Raw genomic sequence first — 20,650 nt, 5'->3', positions numbered from 1 at the left:
GCGACGAGGGTCGCTGCGTCGAGGCCGCCGCGACCGCGCGGTCGCCTCCACGAACGCACACGCAGAGGAGCACCGCATGACGCGCATCGGGGTCGTCACCGAGCAACCGCCCGAGACCAGGGTCGCCGCAACGCCGGCGACCGTGAAGCAGCTGATCTCCCTCGGCTACGAGGTCGCCGTCGAGGCGGGGGCCGGTGCCGCCTCCGCGTTCCCCGACGAGGCGTACCGCGATGCGGGCGCGGCGATCGTCGGCACGGCCGCCGAGGCGCTCGCCTCGAACCTCGTGCTGAAGGTCAACGCCCCGACCGACGCCGAGATCGCGGAGCTCGCCCCGGGCACGACGATCGTGGGCCTGCTCGCCCCCGCCTTCAACCCCGAACTGCTCGAGCGGCTCGCCGAGCGCGGCGTCACGGCGCTCGCCATGGACGCCGTGCCGCGCATCTCGCGCGCGCAGTCGATGGACGTGCTGAGCTCGATGGCGAACATCGCGGGCTACCGCGCCGTGGTCGAGGCCGCGCACGAGTTCGGCCGCTTCTTCACGGGCCAGGTGACCGCGGCCGGCAAGGTGCCGCCCGCGAAGGTGCTCGTCGCGGGCGCCGGCGTCGCCGGGCTCGCCGCGATCGGCGCGGCCTCGAGCCTCGGCGCGATCGTGCGGGCGACCGACCCCCGGCCCGAGGTCGCCGACCAGGTGCGCTCGATCGGCGGCGAGTACCTGAAGGTCGAGGTCGAGGTCGAGCAGTCGACCGACGGCTACGCGAAGGCCACGAGCGAGGCGTACGACCGTCGCGCGGCCGAGATCTACTCGGAGCAGGCGGCCGACGTCGACCTGATCATCACGACCGCGCTCATCCCGGGGCGCCCGGCGCCGAAGCTCATCACCGCGGCCGACGTCGCGAGCATGAAGTCGGGCAGCGTCATCGTCGACATGGCCGCCGGCATGGGCGGCAACGTCGACGGCTCGGTCGCGGGCGAGAAGATCGTCACCCCGAACGGCGTGACCATCCTCGGCTACACCGACCTCGCATCGCGCCTGCCCACCCAGGCCTCGCAGCTCTACGGCACGAACGTCGTCAACCTCGTCAAGCTGCTCACGCCCGGCAAGGACGGCGAGCTCGAGCTCGACTTCGACGACATCGTGCAGCGCTCGGTCACCGTCGCTCGCGACGGCGCGGTCACCTGGCCGCCGCCGCCGGTCCAGGTCTCCGCCGCGCCCGCCGCCGCGGCATCCGGCCGATCGAGCGCGACGGATGCTGCGACCGCACCTGAACCGAAGAAGCCGATGTCGCCCGTGAAGAAGGTGGTGCTCGTCGCCGTCGGAATCGCCGCGCTCTTCGCCGTCAATGCGATCGCGCCACCACCCCTGCCGCAGCACTTCACGGTGCTCGTGCTCTCGGTGGTCGTCGGCTTCTACGTCATCGGCAAGGTGGCGCACGCGCTGCACACGCCGCTCATGAGTGTGACCAACGCGATCTCGGGCATCATCGTGGTCGGCGCGATGGTGCAGATCACGAGCGACGTGCTCGTCGTGCAGATCCTCGCCGGCATCGCCGTGCTGCTCGCCAGCATCAACATCTTCGGCGGCTTCGCCGTGACCCGACGCATGCTCGCGATGTTCGCCGCGGGCAGGACTGGAGCCGACCGTGGCTGAGACGACCTCCCTGCTGACCCCGGCCTCGGTCGCCGGAGCCGCGTACATCGTCGCGGCACTGCTGTTCATCATGAGCCTCGCGGGGCTCAGCAAGCACGAAACCGCCAAGGCGGGTGTCAGCTACGGCATCGCCGGCATGACGATCGCCCTCGTCGCCACCGTGTACGCGACCTTCGCGGACGCCTGGGGAACACCGACCGTGACGACCGGGCTCACCCTGCTGGTCATCGCCGTCATCGTCGGCGCAGCGATCGGTCTCTGGCGGGCGCGCGTCGTCGCCATGACCGGCATGCCCGAGCTGATCGCCCTGCTGCACAGCTTCGTCGGCCTCGCCGCGGTGCTCGTCGGCTGGAACGGCGCCCTCGAGGAGACCGGCATGAGCGGTGCCCTCCTCGACATCCACCACGCCGAGGTCTTCATCGGCGTCTTCATCGGCGCGGTCACGTTCACCGGCTCGATCGTCGCGTTCCTCAAGCTCTCGGCGCGCATGAAGTCGGCACCGCTGATGCTGCCGGGAAAGAACGTGCTCAACCTCGGCGCGCTCATCGCCTTCGTCGTGCTCACGGTCTGGTACGTGATCACGCCCGAACTGTGGCTCCTCGTCGTCGTGACGGCGCTCGCCCTCGCGCTCGGCTGGCACCTCGTGGCATCCATCGGCGGCGGCGACATGCCGGTCGTCATCTCGATGCTGAACAGCTACTCGGGCTGGGCGGCGGCCGCGGCCGGCTTCCTGCTGAACAACGACCTGCTCATTGTCACCGGTGCGCTCGTCGGCTCGTCGGGTGCGTACCTCTCGTACATCATGTGCAAGGCGATGAACCGCTCGTTCATCTCGGTGATCGCGGGCGGCTTCGGCATCGCCGCGCCGACCTCGTCGGGCGAGGCCGAGGGCGAAGCCCGAGAGATCAACATCGAGGATGCCGCGGAGCTGCTGCGCGACGCCTCGTCGGTGATCATCACCCCCGGCTACGGCATGGCGGTGGCGCAGGCGCAGTATCCGGTCGCCGAGCTCACGAGCCGGCTGCGCGAGCGAGGGGTGCGGGTGCGATTCGGCATCCACCCCGTCGCCGGGCGCCTGCCTGGGCACATGAACGTGCTGCTCGCCGAGGCGAAGGTGCCGTACGACATCGTCGAGGAGATGGACGAGATCAACGACGACTTCCCCGAGACGACGGTCGTGCTCGTGATCGGCGCGAACGACACCGTGAACCCGGCCGCAGCCGAAGACCCGGGCAGCCCCATCGCCGGCATGCCGGTGCTGAAGGTGTGGGAGGCGAAGAACGTCGTCGTCTTCAAGCGCTCGATGGCCTCGGGGTACGCCGGCGTCGCGAACCCGCTGTTCACCCGCGACAACGCGCAGATGCTCTTCGGCGACGCGAAGCAGCGCGTGGAGGACCTGCTCCGGGTGCTGTAGCCCCCGCTGGTCGAGTAGCGAGCGAAGAAGGAGCACGAGTATCGAGACCCTCGCAACCGGTCTCGATACGCTCCTTCGCCGCTACTCGACCACCAGGTTCGGCGCGGGAACGTAGGATGGATCGGTAACCCCCTCCGATGTGAAAGAGGTCGCCGTGGCCACCGCCCGCGATGCATCCCCGGAGCGCCCGCAGTACTGGGTCGTCCCGGTCGTCCGCGGACTCCTCGCGGTCGTCCCCGCCGTGGTCATCACCTTCTCGCCGAACCACGCGCCCGAGCTCGGGCTGCTCGTGTTCGGCATCTGGGCGGTCGTCTCGGGCCTCGTCGTCGGGGCGCTGTCGTTGCGGTTGCTGGTCGGCCGGGGCATCCGCTCGCTCGTCGCGATCAATGCGGTCGTCACCGTCGTCGCCGGTCTGCTCGCCCTCTCCGTGCCGGGCGGGCTGCCGTTCATGCTCTACCTCGTGAGCGTCTGGGCGGCCGTCACGGGCTTCGTCGAGCTCTACGCGGGCCTTCGCTCGCGCGGCCGCACCGCCGCGGCCCGCGATTGGACCGCCGTCGGCGCCTTCACCGCGATTCTCGCGATCGTGTTCCTCCTCCTCCCGCCCGACGCCGTCACCGCGGTCGGCCTGCTCGGCGGCTATCTCGTGATCCTCGGGGTGTTCCTCGTGATCGGCGGCCTCTCGCTGAAGTGGGCCGCGAACCAGACCGCCGACGGCCCCGCCGCGGCAGGAGCGGAGCAGCAGTCGTGACCCAGTCCCCCGGTGAGTACCGGCCGAGCCGGCAAGACAGGCTCCGCCCGGCCGAGTACCTCGGCGGCGCCGCGATCGCCGCGATCTTCGTCGGCGTGATCTGCCTCGTCGCCACCCGCGACTGGACGATCACCCTCATCGGCACCGGTGGCGTCTTCATCGTCGTGCTCGTCGTGCTCGCGCTGCTGCAGATGGCGATCAAGCCGAACGCCGACGAGCGGGCCGAACTCGGCGAGGGCGAGGCAGGGCCCGACGAGCCGGCCGCACCGCAGGGCCCGACCCGGCACTGAGCCCCGCCTCACCGACTCGCGGCCGGGGTGACTCGCGACCCGCGCGACCCGCGCGAGTCGCACGACGATTCTCGTGACACGCGGACGGCCGACGGCGTGTCGTGCCGATGGCACTGCGACTCGGCACGAGCTGGGTCGACCCGCTGACCTACAGCCGGTCGACGAGCTCGTCGGCGATGCCGACGTACGAGGCCGGGGTGAGGGCGAGGAGGCGGGCCTTCGCCTCGTCGCCGATCTCGAGCCCCTCGACGAATGCGGCGAGGTCGGCGGCGCCGACGCGCTTGCCGCGCGTCAACTCCTTGAGCAGCGCGTACGGGTCGCTGATCGTCGAGCGGCCCGCGACGACCTCGGCCCGGATCACCGTTTGGATCGCCTCGCCGAGCACCTCCCAGTTGTGGTCGAGGTCGCTGAGCAGCAGCGCCCGGTCGAGGTCGATCTCGCCGAGCCCGCGCTGGATGTTGTCGAGCGCGAGCATCGAGTGACCGAAGCCGACGCCGATGTTGCGCTGCGCCGACGAGTCGGTGAGGTCGCGCTGGAGGCGGCTGGTCACCAGCGTCGCGGAGAGCGAGTCGAGCAGTGCGCTCGAGAGCTCGAGGTTCGCCTCGGCGTTCTCGAAGCGGATCGGGTTGACCTTGTGCGGCATCGTCGACGAGCCGGTCGCGCCGGCGGCGGGGATCTGCCGGAAGTAGCCGAGCGAGATGTAGGTCCAGATGTCGGTCGCGAGGTTGTGCAGCACCCGGTTCGCGTGCGAGATCTTGCCGTAGAGCTCGGCCTGCCAGTCGTGCGACTCGATCTGGGTGGTGAGCGGGTTCCAGGTGAGACCGAGCGACTCGACGAACTCCTGAGAAACCTCCGGCCACGTGACATCCGGGGCGGCGACGACGTGCGCCGAGAAGGTGCCGGTCGCACCCGAGAACTTGCCGAGGTACTCGGTGGCCTCGATCTGCGAAGCGATGCGCGAGAGGCGGTAGACGAAGACCGCGAGCTCCTTGCCCATGGTCGACGGCGTCGCGGGCTGGCCGTGCGTGCGGCTGAGCATCGAGGCATCCCGGTGCTCGATCGCCAGCGCCCGAAGCGTGTCGATCACCGCGCGGTACTTCGGAAGCCAGACCTGCTGCACGGCGTCGCGCACGGTGATGGCGTACGAGAGGTTGTTGATGTCTTCACTCGTGCAGGCGAAGTGCGTCAGCTCTGAGATCGCGTCGAGTCCGAGGTCGGTGAGGCGGCGGCGCACGTAGTACTCGACGGCCTTGACGTCGTGCCGGGTCGTCGCCTCGAGGGCCGCGAGCTCGTCGATGTCGGCCTGGCCGAAGTCGGTGACGACCGAACGCAGGCGCAGCTGCTGCTGCTCGGTCAGCGGCGACGAGCCGAAGAAGCCGCGGTCGGTCTGGGCGATGAGCCACTCGACCTCGACGTGCACGCGCGCCCGATTCAGGCCCGCCTCTGAGAGGTGCTCGCCGAGCTCGCCGACCGCCGAACGGTACCGGCCGTCGAGGGGGCTGAGCGGCTGGGGAGGCAGCGAAGTCATCGGATTCCTTGTCTGAGAGCGGGTGCGAGTTGGCGGAAGAGCGCCTGGGTCGACCGTTCAATCATCTCAAGGACTCGATCGAACATTCCCGCATCGGAGTAATAGGGGTCGGGCACGTCCTGCAGACTCGCGAGCTCGGGCTCGAATTCGAGGAGCAGGCGCACCTTGTGCTGCTCCTCCACGCCGGTCGCCCAATTGCGGAGGATCCGTGCCTGACCGCGGTCGAACGCGACCACGAGGTCCAAGTCGGGGAAGTCGCCCGCGTCGAACTGCCGGGCGCGATGATGCGTGCCGTCGTAGCCGGCCCGCGCGAGCGCCTCCACGGTGCGCTGGTCGGCGGGTTCGCCGACGTGCCAGTCGCCGGTCGCGGCCGACTCGATCGCGAGCGCGCCGCCGAGCCCCGCCCGTTCGGCGAGGGAGCGCAGCACCACCTCGGCCATCGGAGACCGGCAGATGTTGCCGGTGCACACGAAGGCGACCCGGAAGGGCTGCGCGGCGTCCCCAGCGGGTTCCGCTCGCGTCATGGGTTCCATTGTGGAGGAGATGGCGGATTTGCACAGCAGGGAACTGGGCGGCATCCACTGACGCACCGGATGTCTCGCGCGAATGCGGGCGCCAAACGTCCTGAAAACGAAAAACTGATTCCGCACAACAGAAAATCCTTGACGACGGTCGGCGGTCGTCCTACGCTGATCGCCACGTGGATCCCGTCGACCCGCGTCCCTGGAGCAGCTGCCAGGGCATCAACGAGCGATCAACGCTCGACGACGCCCGGGAGGCCCCATGACGCTCGCACGACCATTCGACGACGGTCCGCTCTGGATAGCGAATCCGCTCGGAATCACGACCGGCACCGAGGCGAGCGGAGAGCCGGCGGCCGACGCCCGCGGCGGCATCGTCGTCGACGGCGGCCGCATCGTCGAACTCGTCGCCCACGGGGCGACCCCGGTGACACCGGGCGCCGCCGCCCGCCGCTTCGACGCGAGCCGTCACGTCGTCACGCCCGGCTTCGTCAACACCCACCACCACTTCTCCCAGACCCTCACCCGAGCCTGGGGGCCGGTCGCGAACGCCCCGCTGTTCCCCTGGTTGCAGCGGCTCTACCCGGTGTGGGCGCGTCTGGACGAGCGGTCGCTGCGGCTCGCGGTCGACGTCGCGCTCGCCGAACTGCTGCTCTCGGGGTGCACGACGGCGGCCGACCACCACTACGTCTTCCCCGACGGCCTCGAGCACGGCATCGACATCGAGGTGGAGGCGGTGCGGGCGATGGGCATGCGTGCCACCCTCACGCGCGGCTCCATGACGCTCGGCGAGAAGGACGGCGGGCTGCCGCCGCAGTCGACCGTGCAGGACCACGAGGTGATCCTCGAAGACAGCCGCCGCGTGATCGAGGCGTACCACGAGCGCGGTGACGGCGCGCAGATCCAGATCGCGCTCGCCCCCTGCTCACCGTTCTCGGTGACCCGCGAGCTCATGTCGGACACCGCCGAGCTCGCGCGCGAACAGGACGTCCGCCTGCACACCCACCTCGGCGAGACGATCGACGAGGAGCGGTTCTGCCTCGAGATGTTCGGGCAGCGCCCGGTCGACTACCTCGAGAGCGTCGGCTGGCTCAGCGACCGGAGCTGGCTCGGTCACGGAATCCACTTCAGCGACGACGAGATCGCCCGGCTCGGCGCCGCTGGCACGGGGGTCGCGCACTGCCCGAGCTCGAACATGCGGCTCGCCTCGGGCAGCGCTCGCGTGCTCGAGCTCGAGGCGGCCGGGTCGCCGGTCGGCATCGGCGTCGACGGCTCCGCGTCGAACGACCGTTCGTCGATAATCGTCGAGGCACGGCAGGCACTCCTGCTGCAGCGGCTGCAGTACGGCGCGGATGTCCCGGTCGAACGTGCGCTCGGCTGGGCGACCTCAGGCTCGGCCGCCGTGCTCGGGCGGCGCGACATCGGGCGTATCGAGGTCGGCGCGCAGGCCGATCTCGCCCTCTTCACCCTCGACGACCTCCGCTTCTCGGGGGCGCATGATCCGGTCGCTGCGCTGCTGCTCTGCGGCGCGGAGAAGGCCGACCGCGTCATGGTCGCGGGGCGCTGGCGCGTCGTGGACGGCCGGGTCGAGGGCCTCGACGTCGAACAGCTCATCGCCCACCACAGCGAGGCCGCAAGACGGCTCGTCAACGGGTAGCGAACAAGGACCAGCACCGCAGAGAACACCGCACCACCAGCACGGCACACGCACAACGTCCGGACATCGAAGTCCAGATCGGACACCGACGTCCACAGAGAGGAAGCCATGCCACACAAGAAGACACGGAAGACCACGGCGGCCGGAGCGCCGGGAACCGCCCTGCGGCCCGAAGACGAGCGCCTGCCGTTCTGGAGCCAGTTCACCTTCGGGCTTCAGCACGTGCTCACGATGTACGGCGGCATCATCGCTCCCCCGCTCGTGGTGGGCGGTGCGGCCGGCCTCTCGGGCGCGGAGATCGGGCTCCTCATCACCGCCTGCCTCTTCGTCGGAGGCGCCGCGACGATCCTGCAGACGATCGGCATTCCGTTCTTCGGCGCGCAGTTGCCGCTGGTCCAGGGCGTCTCCTTCTCGGGCGTCGCGACGATGATCGCGATCGTCGAGACGCAGGGCGGCGGTCACGCCGGCATCCAGGCGATCTTCGGCGCGGTCATCGCGGCATCGGTCATCGGGTTCCTCATCACCCCGCTGTTCTCGAAGATCATCAGGTTCTTCCCGCCGGTGGTCACGGGCACGGTCATCACGACCATCGGCCTCACGCTGATGCCGGTCGCGGCGAGCTGGGTCATGGGCGGAGACTCCTCGGCGCCCGACTTCGGCTCGGCCCCGAACCTCGGTCTCGCCGCGGCGACGCTCGCCGCAGTGCTGCTGCTCAGCAAGGTCGGCAACGAGGCGGTCTCGCGCCTGTCGATCCTCCTCGCCATGGTGGTGGGAACGGTGATCTCGGCGTTCACCGGGCAGGCCGACTTCTCGTCGGTCGGCGAGGGCGAGATCTTCGCCTTCCCGACCCCGTTCGCGTTCGGCATGCCCGTCTTCGACGTCGCCGCGATCATCTCGATGCTCATCGTCATCCTCGTGACGCTCACCGAGACCTCGGCCGACCTCATCGCGGTCGGAGAGATCGTGAAGACCAAGGTCGACAGCAAGCGCATCGGCAACGGGCTTCGCGCCGACATGATCTCGTCGGCGATCGCCCCGATCTTCAACTCGTTCACGCAGAGCGCATTCGCCCAGAACGTGGGCCTCGTCGCGATCACAGGGGTCAAGAGCCGCTTCGTCGTCGCCGCCGGCGGTGGCATCCTGGTCATCCTCGGCCTGCTGCCCGTGCTCGGCCGCATCGTCGCCGCCGTTCCGCCGCCCGTGCTCGGCGGCGCCGGCATCGTGCTGTTCGGAACCGTCGCAGCCAGTGGCATCCGCACCCTCGCGTCGGTCGACTACCGCGGCAACATGAACCTCGTGATCGTCGCGACCTCGCTCGGCTTCGGCATGCTGCCGATCGTCGCGCCGGCGATCTACGACGACTTCCCGGCCTGGTTCGTCACCATCTTCCACTCGGGCATCAGCTCGGCGGCGATCATGGCGATCCTGCTCAACCTGCTCTTCAACCACCTGAAGCTCGGCAACTCGAAGAACCCCTCGGTGTTCGCCGCCGGAGCCGAGGCGCGGACCGTCACCGCGGAGCAGTTCGCCGCGCTGCGCGACGGCGACGTGGTGCGCGAGGGGGCGCTGATCGACTGCGACGGCAACCCGGTCACCATCACGGGCTCGATCGCGGCGATCGATCCCCCGCACGACCAGGCTCGTCATTAGGCTTGGCTGGTGACCGTCGAACGCTCCGAGACCGAGGCGAAGCGGTGACGGATGCTCCGGAGCCCGACCTCCACGTCGACGTCGGCCTCGTCGCGCGGTTGCTCGAGAGCCAGCATCCCGATCTCAGGGATCGGCCGCTGAGCCTCGTGGACAACGGCTGGGACAACGCGATCTACCGGCTCGGCGATGATCTCTCGGTGCGACTCCCCCGGCGGCGCGTCGCGGCCCCGCTCATCCTCAATGAGCAACGGTGGCTGCCGGCGCTCGCCGGGGGCCTGCCGGTCGCCGTGCCGGCGCCGGTGCGCGTGGGGCTCCCGGCGCCCGAGCTCGGCTACGACGCCCCGTGGAGCATCGTGCCCTGGTTCGACGGGGTGAACGCGGCGACCCGTTCCCCCGTGGAGCGCGCAGCGTTCGCCCCGGCCCTCGCCGCCTTCGTCCACGCACTGCACACCCCGGCCCCCGCGAATGCTCCGCACAACCCCTTCCGGGGCGTCCCGCTCGCCGCGCGCGACGGCTCGGTGCGCGAACGCCTCGCACGAGGTCGGATCGAAGCCGTGCTCGGCGAAGGTGCCGCGGGCCTCCGCTCGGTCTGGGAGGACGCCCTCGGGGCGCCTGCGTGGAGCGGCCCGCCGGTGTGGCTGCACGGCGACCTGCATCCGGGCAACCTCGTGCTCGAGACATCCGGAGCCCTCGCCGCCGTGATCGACTTCGGCGACCTCACCGCAGGCGACCCCGCGACCGACCTCGCGACGGCATGGCTGAGCTTCGAAGCCGCAGGGCGGGCGGTTTTCGTGCGCGAACTCGAGCACCGCGGGCGCGTCGATGCCGCGAGCTGGCGTCGCGCGCGCGGGTGGGTCGTCGTCTGGGGCAGCGCGGTCGTCGACGCGCTCGACGGCGCGGGGCCGATCGCACGGCTCGGCCGAACCGCCCTCGAGCAGGTGCTCGCCGACTGAGGCCGGTGCACCCGACCGGTCGTTCCACAACCCGGAAGCGTCGCAGTCCGCGTGCGGATCGACGCGCGAGGGCCACGAATCGTCCACGCTCCCGCCCCCTGCTCAGACGGGTCCGGCACAGAGAGCCACAACGTCCTCCATGTGGACTGCGACAGGCGAGCGGTCGGGATGATCTGGCTCGGCCCCCACCCTCGTGAGGTGGACGGCGTCTGGTGGGCCTGGGGCATCGAGATCGACGAGACCGCGCGAGGGCGCGGATTCGGGCGCGCAGCGATGCGCCTTGCTGAAGACTACGTCGCGACCCGCGGTGGCCATGAACTCGCGCTGGACGTCTTCGGTTTCAACACCAGGTCTCGCGCTCTCTGCCAATCACTCGGGTACCAGATCACCGCCGTGCAGTGGCTTGACCGCGACGAACTCCGCGATGAGCGTGTTGACCTTACCGGGGACGAGCATTATTCGAATTCGTCCTATTCGTCCCGGACAAGCGTTCGCAGAGCCGGGTATACACCCCATGCGGCGTTCGTCTGTGCCGCGTGGTGGAGGGCGGTTCCGACGCTGATGCCGACGACGTCGGCAACGACACTCGCTGGAATTTCTTGAACGAGTTGGTCGATCCTGGTGCGCTTCATATCGCGGGGTTGGATGCCGAGCGCCGTGAGCTGCAGGCGCACATTTGCCTCGCTTGTGTGGTGCTGTGGCATGTTCCCCTCGAAGAGCCATTCCGACTCGGCCACAAGGAAGACCCGCCGATCATTCCGCGTCGCGAGGTGACGACGGAGCAAGTCGGCGATTGGAAGCGGAAGCACAATCGGAGTCTTTCCGAAAGTGATGCGCATGGTCGCCCCCTCCTCGACGATATCTGCCTGGCGCATGCGAACACAGTTCATCAACGGCTGTGCGAATACCAAGACGAAGAGCCCAATGATGCGAATCGGCAACGCTAATGACTCGTCGTCGACGAGGCGATCGATCTTGTTCCAGACGATCTCTTCCGGGATGAGCGGGCGCGGTGGAGCAGCGCGGCCAATAGTTACGTCGATGTGACCGGTTAGGCGGTGGCGAGCAGACCAGCGGATGAACGTGGCGACGACCTTGTGCGGATCGCGATGGGCAAGGAAGTGATCGACTGCCGCCTGGTCGAGCGTTGACAGTGACCGTCCATGCGCGTCAAGCCACGCCAGCAGCTCCGCGATCCTCCGCAGCTCGGCGCGGCGCATGTTTGCGGCACCCGTCGTCAACGGGGTGCTCGCTGAGCGTTGTCGGAGTTTCCGCAGCACCTCCCAGTTGAAATACCTGGTCATGATCGATGCGTGCTCGACGGCCAAGCTTGCAAAGAGGCGGGCGGCGTAAAGTTCGAGGTCATTGAGCCAGACATCGATTGTCGGCAGCGTTCCGGCGCTCATCAGCATCCGCCGGAAGTAACGGACACGCGTCGACTCGGGCAGGTCGTTCAGTGTTTGGTGGCTGATCGGCGCTCGTCCTGTGGCCATAGCTCTGAGCGTGATTCCGATGGAGTCTCGGCGCAGCCAGCGTGTTGCTGAGCGGGGGTCTCGGGCGGTCAGGAGATACTCCTGCAGGCTAGCGAGTCCGGGATGGATCTGACCAGAATCATCGCCGAGCAGATCCTGAAGTCGGTTAGCGAGTCGGCAGGTTCCGCACTGGGAGCCTGTGAGCTGGTTTTCGCTGCCGCAGGTCGTGCACCCGAAGCGCTGCGGCTCGCCCGCGCATGTGGCGCAGACGACTCGTCGCGACGAGTCGTGGAATGCGAGGACCTTGGGCTGCTCACAGCCTGGGCAGATGCGTGGGTGGCGCCTCAGCCTCGAGTAGCACGCGTTGCAGATGCGCTGATCGAGGAACTCGTAGCGGGCTACCACGTCTCTGCCGCACGAGTCACAGCCGAGCTGCGCGCGGCGACTCATGACCCGGCGTCCATCACTCTGTCGGGCGGTGAAGTTTTGCCGGCATCGGTCGCAGAGTCCCGACCGCCGGACCGCTTGGCATGCGACCTGAACTCGAGGCTCGACGCGGTTCCGCGTGAGCGACGCGTACTTCGATCAAGTCGGTCGGTGTGCAGCTGAGGATTCGACACAGCGCAGCCAACACCTCGACATTGAGCCGCTCCGGGACTTTGGTCACCAGTCGGAAGATCTGCTCCCGCGACAACTGCACGCCCTGTGCCCGCAACGGTTCGATGAGGTCGGTCGTCTGGAACATCCCGGCCGCGGCCATCAGCTGTCGAAGGTGCCATGTGATCGGGGCATCACGGTCGGGGTTCGGCATCAGGTCCTCCATAGATGCGAGCGAGCGCTCTAGTGATCATTCTGTTCTTGAAGTCGTCGCCCACCGACGTGTAGATCGCGGTAGTCGAGGCATAGGCGTGCCCGACCTGATCCTGGACGAACTTCTCCGTGTATCCCCACTCAATGAGGTTGGTGACGTAGGTGTGGCGGAGGGCGTGCACGCTGAGTTCCGACGGCAGCCCAAGCTCTTCCCGGATAGCCGCGAAGCGCTGATCGATGTACCGCAGCGAAACTCGGCTCCCTCGCTCGGTCGGCCATAGTGGCCCGCCGGGCGTGTCAGTGAACCGTGGGCGCGCCAGATCAACCCATTGAGCGAGCCCCTCTACGACCCAGTCGAACTCGGGGAGCGTCAGGACGGTGCGTCGGCGTGGCCCGGATCCATGGGATCCTTTCCCCCAGCGCACCTCCACGGCACCGAACCGTCCGAATCTCGGAGCCTGCCCGTTCCGTCGCAAGTCGGCGATGTCCAGCCCCGCCGCCTCGGCACGACGCAGCCCGTACGCGTAGATGGTCTTGAAGATCTGAGCGTCGCGCAACGCGGCGAGGGCCCCCTTCCGACCCTGCTGAACGATCGCCTCTACGCGCGCATCAGTCGCGCTGAAGAATTGCTCCAGTTCGTCGTACGTCAGCGCCCGGCGAGTCGGTCGGCCCTCATAGTCAGCGAGATGTGCGACGGTATTCCACTCGTGACAGACCTGCTGCGGAATCGACCCGAAGCGCTGCTCGCACTCGGGCATCCATTCGTACCGCGCGTCGGTGAGGTAGTCGCAGAAGAGCCGAATGATCGCGTGGTACCCGCGAATGGTCGACTTCGCCGCTGGACGCGGCCCTGAGATCGCATGGACCGTGAAATCCTCGAGGTCACCCGGCGACCATTCCCACGGATACCGTCCGGCGAACTCCCCGAACCGCCGGATTACAAGGACCCGACTCCAGACGGTACTTTCAGCGAGCCCGCGACTCGCCTGCTGGTCGCCCCAGCCAGCCACCATCGCGTCGAACACGAAGCGCCCCTCATCGAGTGCGCGCACGTTGCCGATGAGTCGCAGCGCCGATGCGCCGCCACCAGATTCTTTGGCCACTTGATTACTATTGCATTAACTGCAACATTGTTGCAGCCCGACGTTATCTGGCGCTCGGCCTGTCGGGCGTGCCGAAGTAGGCGCCCGACTCGAAGGTGGGCGCCCGCGCGGAGCCTGTGCAGGCACAATCGACCATCCAATCAAAGACAAGGCTTGGCCACAGTCGGCGGAAATGGCGACTTGCCAGACAGAGGCCGTTCTATGAGCCTCGGTAGGCGGTCAGCGGTTTGCTGAGAGTCCCCCTCGCACAACGAAAGGGATAAGTATGTTCCGATTCATACAACACGCAGCCGCGCGCTCCACGAAGGGCAAGCTCGTCGTGATTGGCCTTGTCGCAGGCGCGATCGTAGGCCTTACCGCAACGCCAGCCACAGCGGCGGAACTGAGTCCCACGGCTTCGCCAGAACCAGAATTCACGCTTGATTCCATAGACACCGCGGTCGCCGCGTCAGGCCACCTGCGGGCCCCCGCGCCGAGCGGGTTGGAGGCAGCCCTGACGACAGCGGTGAGCACGAAAGGAACTGAGGCTTTCGTCGATCGGTCGCTGGCGTTTGCCGAGAATCCTTCATCCCACGCACTCTCGGCCGTAGGCAAGGGGTTCGTCGACCTCTCGTGGGCGGCGATCCCCGGCAACGATGGGTACGTCGTCTTCCGCGATGGTGAGCAACTGACGACGACGGATACCACTTCATTCCGTGATCTCGGTGCATCGGGTTCGGCTCACGAATATCGAATCTCCACATCGGCCCCGAAGTCGCAGTCGGACTGGCGCCCAGATGAGATCGAGGCCGTGAATGCTGGCTCTGAGGCCCCGCGGACGGGTTACAACTGGGTTCTCTTCACCCAAGCTCTGGACCCCGGTAGGAAGATCACGGATGTCGCCGCGTCGACCTTGGCTCAGACCCTCGCAACCGGCGCGTCACGCATTCTGTGGTCGACGTTTATCGCGTCTCAGTACGTCGATGCGCCGCCAGTTGGATGTGAGTACGGTAGTGGGTATCGCTTCAAGGGCGACAATCGCTCGTGGATTGTCCCTGGCCAATTCACCCCAGGCCCCTATCGGGTGTACACGAAGGCGTATGTTTGGTGGTCACACGGACCCGGATCGCAGATGGTTGGGACTGATGCTGGCATCAGCGCCACGCACGTGGTGAACAGCGCGGGGACAACCGTGGCCTCTAGGACCGCCACCGACTGGTCAGCGCAGACACTCCAGATGTCGACCGAGAACCAGGTGTCGATGGACATCCGCACCAACTTCCAGGCTCGTAACCCGTTCTGCATCACCGGAGCAATCGCCGGAAACTACAATGCGACGCTGACGAGGGCGGGGTCCTATGCCATTGGTGGTGAGCACCGCGGCGCGCCGAACCATGAGATCTATGTCTATGCGGAAACGGGTCTGGGATCCGGTCCTATCAGCACACCGTCGACCGCCTATCGGCGAGCGGTGGTCGACTTCAATTGCCTCATTGGCGCCGCCTGCCCGCTCCAGACGATCATCGCCCAGGGTAGCTATTGAACCAGCACGCCCGTGATCAGGAACTGCGGTGGCAAACGTTCACCGCGCTGCTCCTGATCACGGGCGGCACAGCGCTAGGCGCATGGTTCGCCTGGCCGCCAGTTGGGTCCGCGTTGATGGCGATCGCCGGCGGGAGTCAGGTGTATGTCCAGCCGGAGAAGATCCTCGGGCTATGGATCACCCCGTTCACGTTGTGGTGCGTCAGCCTTACCGCCCTACTCCTGGCGTCGCTCCTTCTTGCTCTCCGACCTCGGCGCATCCTGTCCATCGCCGGACTTGCCTTCGTCGCCGCGATCGGAGCCAACATCGCCGCAGCGGTTCTCTTGTCGTTGGTTGGGGTGTCCGCGACCTTCTACAGCGCATGGGTCGTCATCTTCACTGGATTCCCGCTGGTCGCAGCAGCAGCGGCAGCTCTTACCTCATACGTGCTGCAAAACCGGATCGCTCGTCGGCATCACCGCACGCCATGACGACAATCGACCATGTCAGCGAGCCGCGGGGTGAGCATTGATATCTGCCGCAAGGGGCCGGGCAGCCTGAAGCGCCGCCTGCATGAGGATGGGAGCGGGATCCGTGCTGGTGAGCCACTCGCGTGCGAAGCGGGAGGGGATGAGCAGCGGCATCCGATCATGGATCTCAAAGAGATGGTCTACGGCTGGCTGCATCACGATCGAATAGCAGGTGAATAACCGGCCATCGGTGGCCCTGCCGCGCTGCGTGACCGCGGCCATCCCGAACAGATCCAGACCACCGGTGTCAAAGCTGTACCACTTGCGCTCGGGTTTTCGCATCTCAAACCAGTTCGTTGCCGGCACGATCGCGCGAGTGGGCATACTCGCCGGCCGCTGCTGCAGGTGCTCAGACCTCGTGTTGATGGAAGGGAACTTCGCGGGCTCGCCATCGACGAGGTAGCCCCACCACCCAAGGCCCAACGAAAGCGAGTCGTCGACGGCGGTGACGATGGGATTCAAGTTGCGGAGGTTCTTCCCGGTCGGGCGAAGCGTCTCGTTCGCGTTCTGCTCGGCCCAGTCCCGCAGGCCCGCTAGCAACTCCTCGTCAGCGGTGTCGATGAAGTCCGAACCGTCGAACCGTGGATCGAGGCCGTAGCTCGCGCACATGCTGTTCAGACCCGCCTTTCCCGGATTACATGAGCTAAGGGCTGTTGCATCTGTAGAACAATGCCCAGATTGTCGTCTAGGGCGAAGCGACCGCACATGCGATGAGGCTGCGCCTGCCCGGAGCTGACCCACGATCAACTTGCGGGTCCGGCACGAGTGCTCGCCCCGAGGACGGCGAACTTTCCGGGTGCAGGCCATAAGTGGAAGTGCCGTGCCCGACTCTGCTGGACTGAGAGCCCCGCAACCCATCTAGCCGATGTGCAACCCGACCCGCTCATTCGGACATCACTGTTCAACCGGTCGCCTGACCGTCCGAGCGTTGTGGAGGAAGCGTGAGCATACGAAGCGAGAGATTCACAGGTGCATTTCTTGCGAGTTCAGGAATGGCGGAAGGTCGATTCGCCGCCGCTGCTCAGGAGGCGGGGAATCGATGAGAGTGCGGAGAACGGCGAAAAGGCTCAAGCTTCTCGGCTTGGCTAGTGCTGCGGTGCTCACCATTCTGGTCGCGGGCGCGACGACCGCGGTCGCTTCCGAGCCGGTGCTGACTGAGGACGAAGTCGTGCAGGTGAGAGAGTTCTTCACCCAATGGGACGTTCCGGTTGCCACCCAAGACGTGCTTCTCGATGGGCTGCAAGAGGGCGAGCTGTGGGACGCATATACCGGCGCCACCCCGGTACGTGTCGTCACCGAGTCGACCGCCGCACTGAACAGGACAGTGACTCGCTACGCGGATGGGTCCGTGTCGGTGAATGAGGTCGAGGTTCCTACCCTCATCCCCGACGGAGCGATCCTGCCGAGGGCGATCAGCGGATGCACACAGCAAACCAACGCGGGCGTGAAATACGCCACCAATTGCCGTGTCTACCACACCACCGGCGCGACCTCAGCCGAGTTCTACGCCAGCTACTCGATCTGGAGTACCGGCGCGAGTGTTTCGAACTGGGGCAAGGCGCGCGTGTTGTACGACTTGGGGAACGTCGTGAACGCACGGTTCGAGCAGACCAGCGCTGGCGAGATCAAGTACAAGTGGGACTCCCAGAGTCTCGCTGGAACCTACGCACGAAACCTACGGCTGACCGCTACTCCATCAGGGGTCACGTCCGGCGGAAGCTACTAAGGGAGAAGTAAATGCCAAGCATCCTGAGCAAGATCCTGATTGTCGGAGGGGCCGTCGCGCTCATGGCCGGGACGGGAATTACCCCCGCAAAAGCGGCGACGGCCGACGACCTGGATCCGGCATTCGTCGCAGAGTTCCAAGTGAATGCCGAGCGTCTGGGCATCAATGAAGTGACGCAAGACGCCCTGCTCGAGAAACTCGCGAACGGCGAACCTCTGGGCAGCCAGGTAGCACAACCGGTGTCGGTTGAGCACGAGACAGTCGGCAATATCGAGAAGAGGACCTACCGCTACGCCGACGGATCTGCCACCGCTACAGAACTCGATATCCCGCAAGACGCTTCCTCGAGCGGAATCGCGCCGAGAGCGGTTACTGGCTGCACGTACGGGTCAGGCGCCGGTGTGATCTATCGTCAGAACTGCCATGTCTATGCTTACAGCCTCGTCATCTCCGCAAGCTTCACCGCGAGCTACTCGCAGTGGAGCACCGGTTCGAGTGTCTACGGTTACAAGGACATGTCCATCAGCGTGACGGGCCCCAACGCGACCTACTCGAAAGCTCAGTTCATCGTCAAGAGTGGCGGTACGGCAGTTCAGCTCTGGTTCAACTACTTCAACGGTCTAACCACAGGCAGCGCTTGGCTTCAGTTGAACACGTCGATCACCTCGGCGTGGACCACCCAAAGCCTCTAACACCCCACCATGCGGAGAGGTCGTCAGCAGGCGGCCTCTCCGCTGAGGAGAACAAACCATGCTTTTCCAAGGCGACGCAATTGCCACCCTCTCGATCGTTGCAATCGTGGCATTACCTATCGCTGGCCTTCTGCTTCTCGTGTGGAGCCTCCGTCGCAAGGGCAAGAACAGATAGCGGCGCGGCCAGCAGACCCGGTCGATTGGCACCAATTGCAGATGCGAGCCACGCGACCGGCCCTCTCGGCGTGGGCCGTGCAGGCGAGCCCTGCAGCTTCACATGCGATTCGCGTCGCTTCGCCAGCTCACTGCAACCCCGCTTAGACTTCCAGCGTGAACGACCACACGCCGGACTCCGCCCTGTGGTTGGAGGCGATCTCCGGCACCGACGCGTCATATGGTGTCGTGTTCGATCGGTACCGTCGGCTGATCTTCAAACGGGCCTACGACCGCGTCCGCAATGCAACGGATGCCGAGGATGTCGTCGCGATCGTGTTCATGGAGGCGTGGAAGAAGCGGGACAGCGTCCGGTTCGTGGACGGCTCTCTCCGGGCCTGGCTCCTTGTCGTCACGTTGAACGTCTGCCTCAACCGCGATCGTTCAAATCGCAGGTACCGGCGCCTCCTCGCGAAGCTTCCGCCCCCCGAGTTCGAGCCAGACCTCAGCGAACGCTCTCTCGCTCAGATCGAGGCCGGTGAGGCAATGCGCGCGCTCCGCGCGGCGATGAAGGGGTTCAGTGCCTCCGACCAGCGTGTGATCGAGCTGTGTCTGATCGATGAGCTCACCGTCTCTGACGCAGCAATCGTGCTCGAAATGCCGGTCGGCACGGTCAAGTCCAAGCTCTCTCGAGCACGGAAGAAGCTGCAAGTGGAACTCGAGCGATTCGCTCCGAACACGGAAGTGATCGAGGCATGAACGACACGCTGGACGACGGCTACCCCGAGATGCGACCCGGCCGCGAAGCGGCGATCCGCAGCCTCGTGCTCGACCAGCTCGGGGAGTCCCGGGAACAGAAGGCACGCTGCCGCCGCCGCCGCTGGTTCGTGTGGGGTGGTGTCGGCCTCCTCACGGTCGGCATCGGCGCGACGGCTGCCGGGATCGTGCTGCAGTCGCAGACTGTCTCGAACGATGAGCTCGTTCGATGCTTGATCTCGGATGAGCGTGCCGGCGATGGCAGCTATCCCGGTGCTATGGCGTCTGTCGCCTTGGACAGCGATGCAGAGCGAGCACTGAGCGCCATCGAGATTTGCACGATGATGTGGGAACAGGGAGCGCTCGAGCCAGGGTTCGACCCGACGTCATTGAAGAACGCCCCGGGCGAAGTGCCCGAGGCATTCGTGGTGTGCGTCATGCCGGACGGGACTGCGGCTGTGGTTCCATCGTCGCAGCCCGCGATCTGTTCGCGTCTCGGCCTCGCCCCCCTCGACACCGGCGACTAGCCGATGGTGCCCTCCGGCCGGAACACGATCGACCGCACCTGGTCATTCAAGATCCCGATGCTTGCGCACTGAGGTGTGCACGTTGCCTTCTCCCCGCCGTATCCGGTCGCCTTGTACAGAGTCACCCAGCAACCGCCAGCGGCGCGGGCAGAACTGATCCGTGTATCCCAACCGCCGCTCAGGGAAGCGAAGCCATAGGTTGCACCGTTGCATGCCCCTGAGCCCCAGAATGTGTAGGACGAGCCCGAGTAGTTGGAGTTCTCGTAGACCGTGCCGAGTACGATGGTAGAGGTGGAACTCCGGCTCTGGGACTGGGTGATACCCTCCAGGTAGGCGGCGGCTTCCTCTTGGGCGTCGAAGCAAACCGGAGCCGGCGGCAGACTCGTCGAGTCGATCGGGAGCGCCTCGCCAACGCAGTGGACTTCGATTGTCGTCTCGGGTGTAATGGGTATTGCATCCGCTGCGGGAGCGAGTGCCGACGCGGCGAGGGCGATCGCAGCGAGTGCAGTTGTGATGTTCATCGGGTAGCTCCTTTCGGACGGCAGAAGAGCTGCCGTCGACCACAGATGTCCTGCTCGACCGAATCGGTTGCAAATCGATCCTGGCGGCTCGCTGCAGATCGAACCCGGCTATCGGCTGGCCCGGCAATGCTGGCTTCGCGGCGGCAAACCCCGAGACGTGATCGCTGGAGCCCCAGCCCGACAGGGCCTAGGCTTCCGGGTTGCTCTCACGGTAGGGCCGCGTGCAGCAGAAATTCTGCGACCCAGCACACAACGAGGGGACGCGTGACCGGGAGGATTGATTAATGAGGATCGAGATCTTGCACATCCCGGGCCCGAACTGGCACGAGGGCGGCCGGATGGTCGCGCTCGGGCTCACAGAGCTGGGATTCCACGGGGCGACGATCGATTTCGAGCTGATCGACTGGCCGGAGAAGGCCATGGCCCGCCGCTTCGCCGGGTCGCCGACCA

Annotated in this window: 20 protein-coding genes; 14 read left to right on the top strand and 6 right to left on the bottom strand. The window is 66.6% G+C overall.

Translation table 11 applies throughout. From position 1 onward, the window contains the following. The first annotated feature begins 76 nt into the window (after nucleotides 1-76). The 4 genes from H516_RS0107345 (at nucleotide 77) to H516_RS18960 (ending at nucleotide 4,100) form a co-directional block, all read left to right on the top strand. Nucleotides 77-1,648 carry a Re/Si-specific NAD(P)(+) transhydrogenase subunit alpha gene (locus H516_RS0107345; RefSeq protein ID WP_022889077.1) on the top strand — a complete coding sequence of 524 codons (1,572 nt, stop codon included), beginning with the start codon at nucleotides 77-79 and terminating at the stop codon, nucleotides 1,646-1,648. A gap of 70 nt (nucleotides 1,649-1,718) precedes the next feature. Then, nucleotides 1,719-3,062: a Re/Si-specific NAD(P)(+) transhydrogenase subunit beta gene (gene pntB / locus H516_RS0107340; protein WP_245561761.1), complete on the top strand. Its 1,344-nt coding sequence runs from the start codon at nucleotides 1,719-1,721 to the stop codon at nucleotides 3,060-3,062. A 154-nt stretch (nucleotides 3,063-3,216) separates the two neighbouring features. Further along, nucleotides 3,217-3,810 carry an HdeD family acid-resistance protein gene (locus H516_RS18965; RefSeq protein WP_051138742.1) on the top strand — a complete coding sequence of 198 codons (594 nt, stop codon included), beginning with the start codon at nucleotides 3,217-3,219 and terminating at the stop codon, nucleotides 3,808-3,810. Further along, nucleotides 3,807-4,100, top strand: coding sequence for a hypothetical protein (locus H516_RS18960; RefSeq protein WP_022889074.1), 294 nt, complete (start codon nucleotides 3,807-3,809; stop codon nucleotides 4,098-4,100). The genes H516_RS18965 and H516_RS18960 overlap by 4 nt, the downstream gene beginning before the upstream one ends. A 148-nt stretch (nucleotides 4,101-4,248) precedes the next feature. On the opposite strand, the gene purB is transcribed toward H516_RS18960, so the two are convergent. Together purB and H516_RS0107320 are read right to left on the bottom strand one after the other, a co-directional pair. After that, complete coding sequence (gene purB, locus H516_RS0107325; protein ID WP_022889073.1) at nucleotides 4,249-5,628, bottom strand: adenylosuccinate lyase; 1,380 nt, start codon at nucleotides 5,626-5,628, stop codon at nucleotides 4,249-4,251. After that, entirely contained in the window at nucleotides 5,625-6,152 is a 528-nt protein-coding gene (locus H516_RS0107320) for a low molecular weight protein-tyrosine-phosphatase (RefSeq protein WP_022889072.1), read from the bottom strand. The genes purB and H516_RS0107320 overlap by 4 nt, the downstream gene beginning before the upstream one ends. A gap of 259 nt (nucleotides 6,153-6,411) precedes the next feature. On the opposite strand from H516_RS0107320, the gene H516_RS0107315 reads away from it, so the two are divergent. The 4 genes from H516_RS0107315 (at nucleotide 6,412) to H516_RS22930 (ending at nucleotide 11,012) form a co-directional block, all read left to right on the top strand. Further along, nucleotides 6,412-7,806 (top strand): 8-oxoguanine deaminase, encoded by a 1,395-nt coding sequence (locus tag H516_RS0107315; RefSeq protein WP_022889071.1) that lies wholly within the window; start codon nucleotides 6,412-6,414, stop codon nucleotides 7,804-7,806. Nucleotides 7,807-7,914: 108 nt separating this feature from the next. Then, nucleotides 7,915-9,456 (top strand): nucleobase:cation symporter-2 family protein, encoded by a 1,542-nt coding sequence (locus tag H516_RS0107310; RefSeq protein WP_022889070.1) that lies wholly within the window; start codon nucleotides 7,915-7,917, stop codon nucleotides 9,454-9,456. A 44-nt stretch (nucleotides 9,457-9,500) separates the two neighbouring features. Further along, the gene (locus H516_RS0107305) at nucleotides 9,501-10,409 is read left to right on the top strand and encodes an aminoglycoside phosphotransferase family protein (RefSeq protein WP_022889069.1); all 909 of its coding nucleotides are present in this window, start codon (nucleotides 9,501-9,503) and stop codon (nucleotides 10,407-10,409) included. Between the two features lie 51 nt (nucleotides 10,410-10,460). Next, nucleotides 10,461-11,012 carry a GNAT family N-acetyltransferase gene (locus H516_RS22930; RefSeq protein WP_425393473.1) on the top strand — a complete coding sequence of 184 codons (552 nt, stop codon included), beginning with the start codon at nucleotides 10,461-10,463 and terminating at the stop codon, nucleotides 11,010-11,012. Between the two features lie 1,332 nt (nucleotides 11,013-12,344). Here the strand turns inward: H516_RS22930 and H516_RS21660 are convergent. Then, a complete protein-coding gene (locus H516_RS21660; protein WP_084620527.1) occupies nucleotides 12,345-12,692 on the bottom strand; it encodes a helix-turn-helix domain-containing protein in 348 nt (115 codons plus the stop codon). Then, nucleotides 12,673-13,794: a tyrosine-type recombinase/integrase gene (locus tag H516_RS0107290; protein WP_033196834.1), complete on the bottom strand. Its 1,122-nt coding sequence runs from the start codon at nucleotides 13,792-13,794 to the stop codon at nucleotides 12,673-12,675. The genes H516_RS21660 and H516_RS0107290 overlap by 20 nt, the downstream gene beginning before the upstream one ends. 265 nt (nucleotides 13,795-14,059) lie before the next feature. On the opposite strand from H516_RS0107290, the gene H516_RS22025 reads away from it, so the two are divergent. Continuing rightward, a complete protein-coding gene (locus tag H516_RS22025) occupies nucleotides 14,060-15,316 on the top strand; it encodes a hypothetical protein (RefSeq protein ID WP_157432175.1) in 1,257 nt (418 codons plus the stop codon). After that, nucleotides 15,313-15,786 (top strand): hypothetical protein, encoded by a 474-nt coding sequence (locus H516_RS0107280; protein ID WP_022889065.1) that lies wholly within the window; start codon nucleotides 15,313-15,315, stop codon nucleotides 15,784-15,786. Before H516_RS22025 ends, H516_RS0107280 begins: the two co-directional genes overlap by 4 nt. Before the next feature lie 15 nt (nucleotides 15,787-15,801). Here the strand turns inward: H516_RS0107280 and H516_RS0107275 are convergent, their stop codons facing one another. Continuing rightward, nucleotides 15,802-16,434 carry an SOS response-associated peptidase family protein gene (locus H516_RS0107275; RefSeq protein ID WP_022889064.1) on the bottom strand — a complete coding sequence of 211 codons (633 nt, stop codon included), beginning with the start codon at nucleotides 16,432-16,434 and terminating at the stop codon, nucleotides 15,802-15,804. Between the two features lie 487 nt (nucleotides 16,435-16,921). On the opposite strand from H516_RS0107275, the gene H516_RS0107270 reads away from it, so the two are divergent. The 4 genes from H516_RS0107270 to H516_RS0107255 all read left to right on the top strand — a co-directional run bounded on the left by H516_RS0107270 (nucleotide 16,922) and on the right by H516_RS0107255 (nucleotide 19,679). Further along, entirely contained in the window at nucleotides 16,922-17,551 is a 630-nt protein-coding gene (locus tag H516_RS0107270) for a hypothetical protein (RefSeq protein ID WP_157432174.1), read from the top strand. A gap of 11 nt (nucleotides 17,552-17,562) precedes the next feature. Beyond that, a complete protein-coding gene (locus H516_RS0107265; protein WP_022889062.1) occupies nucleotides 17,563-18,243 on the top strand; it encodes a hypothetical protein in 681 nt (226 codons plus the stop codon). Between the two features lie 330 nt (nucleotides 18,244-18,573). Next, nucleotides 18,574-19,155, top strand: coding sequence for an RNA polymerase sigma factor (locus tag H516_RS18955; protein WP_084620429.1), 582 nt, complete (start codon nucleotides 18,574-18,576; stop codon nucleotides 19,153-19,155). After that, nucleotides 19,152-19,679 carry a hypothetical protein gene (locus tag H516_RS0107255; protein WP_022889060.1) on the top strand — a complete coding sequence of 176 codons (528 nt, stop codon included), beginning with the start codon at nucleotides 19,152-19,154 and terminating at the stop codon, nucleotides 19,677-19,679. Before H516_RS18955 ends, H516_RS0107255 begins: the two co-directional genes overlap by 4 nt. Here H516_RS0107255 and H516_RS0107250 read toward each other — a convergent pair. Continuing rightward, entirely contained in the window at nucleotides 19,676-20,200 is a 525-nt protein-coding gene (locus H516_RS0107250; RefSeq protein WP_022889059.1) for a peptidase inhibitor family I36 protein, read from the bottom strand. The genes H516_RS0107255 and H516_RS0107250 overlap by 4 nt on opposite strands. Nucleotides 20,201-20,650 lie beyond the last annotated feature (450 nt).

It is taken from the genome of Agromyces italicus DSM 16388 (assembly GCF_000421545.1).
Classification (GTDB): Bacteria; Actinomycetota; Actinomycetes; order Actinomycetales; family Microbacteriaceae; genus Agromyces; species Agromyces italicus.
The sequence above is the reverse complement of the archived record's forward strand: the minus strand, read 5'-3'. Positions and strand labels throughout refer to the sequence as shown.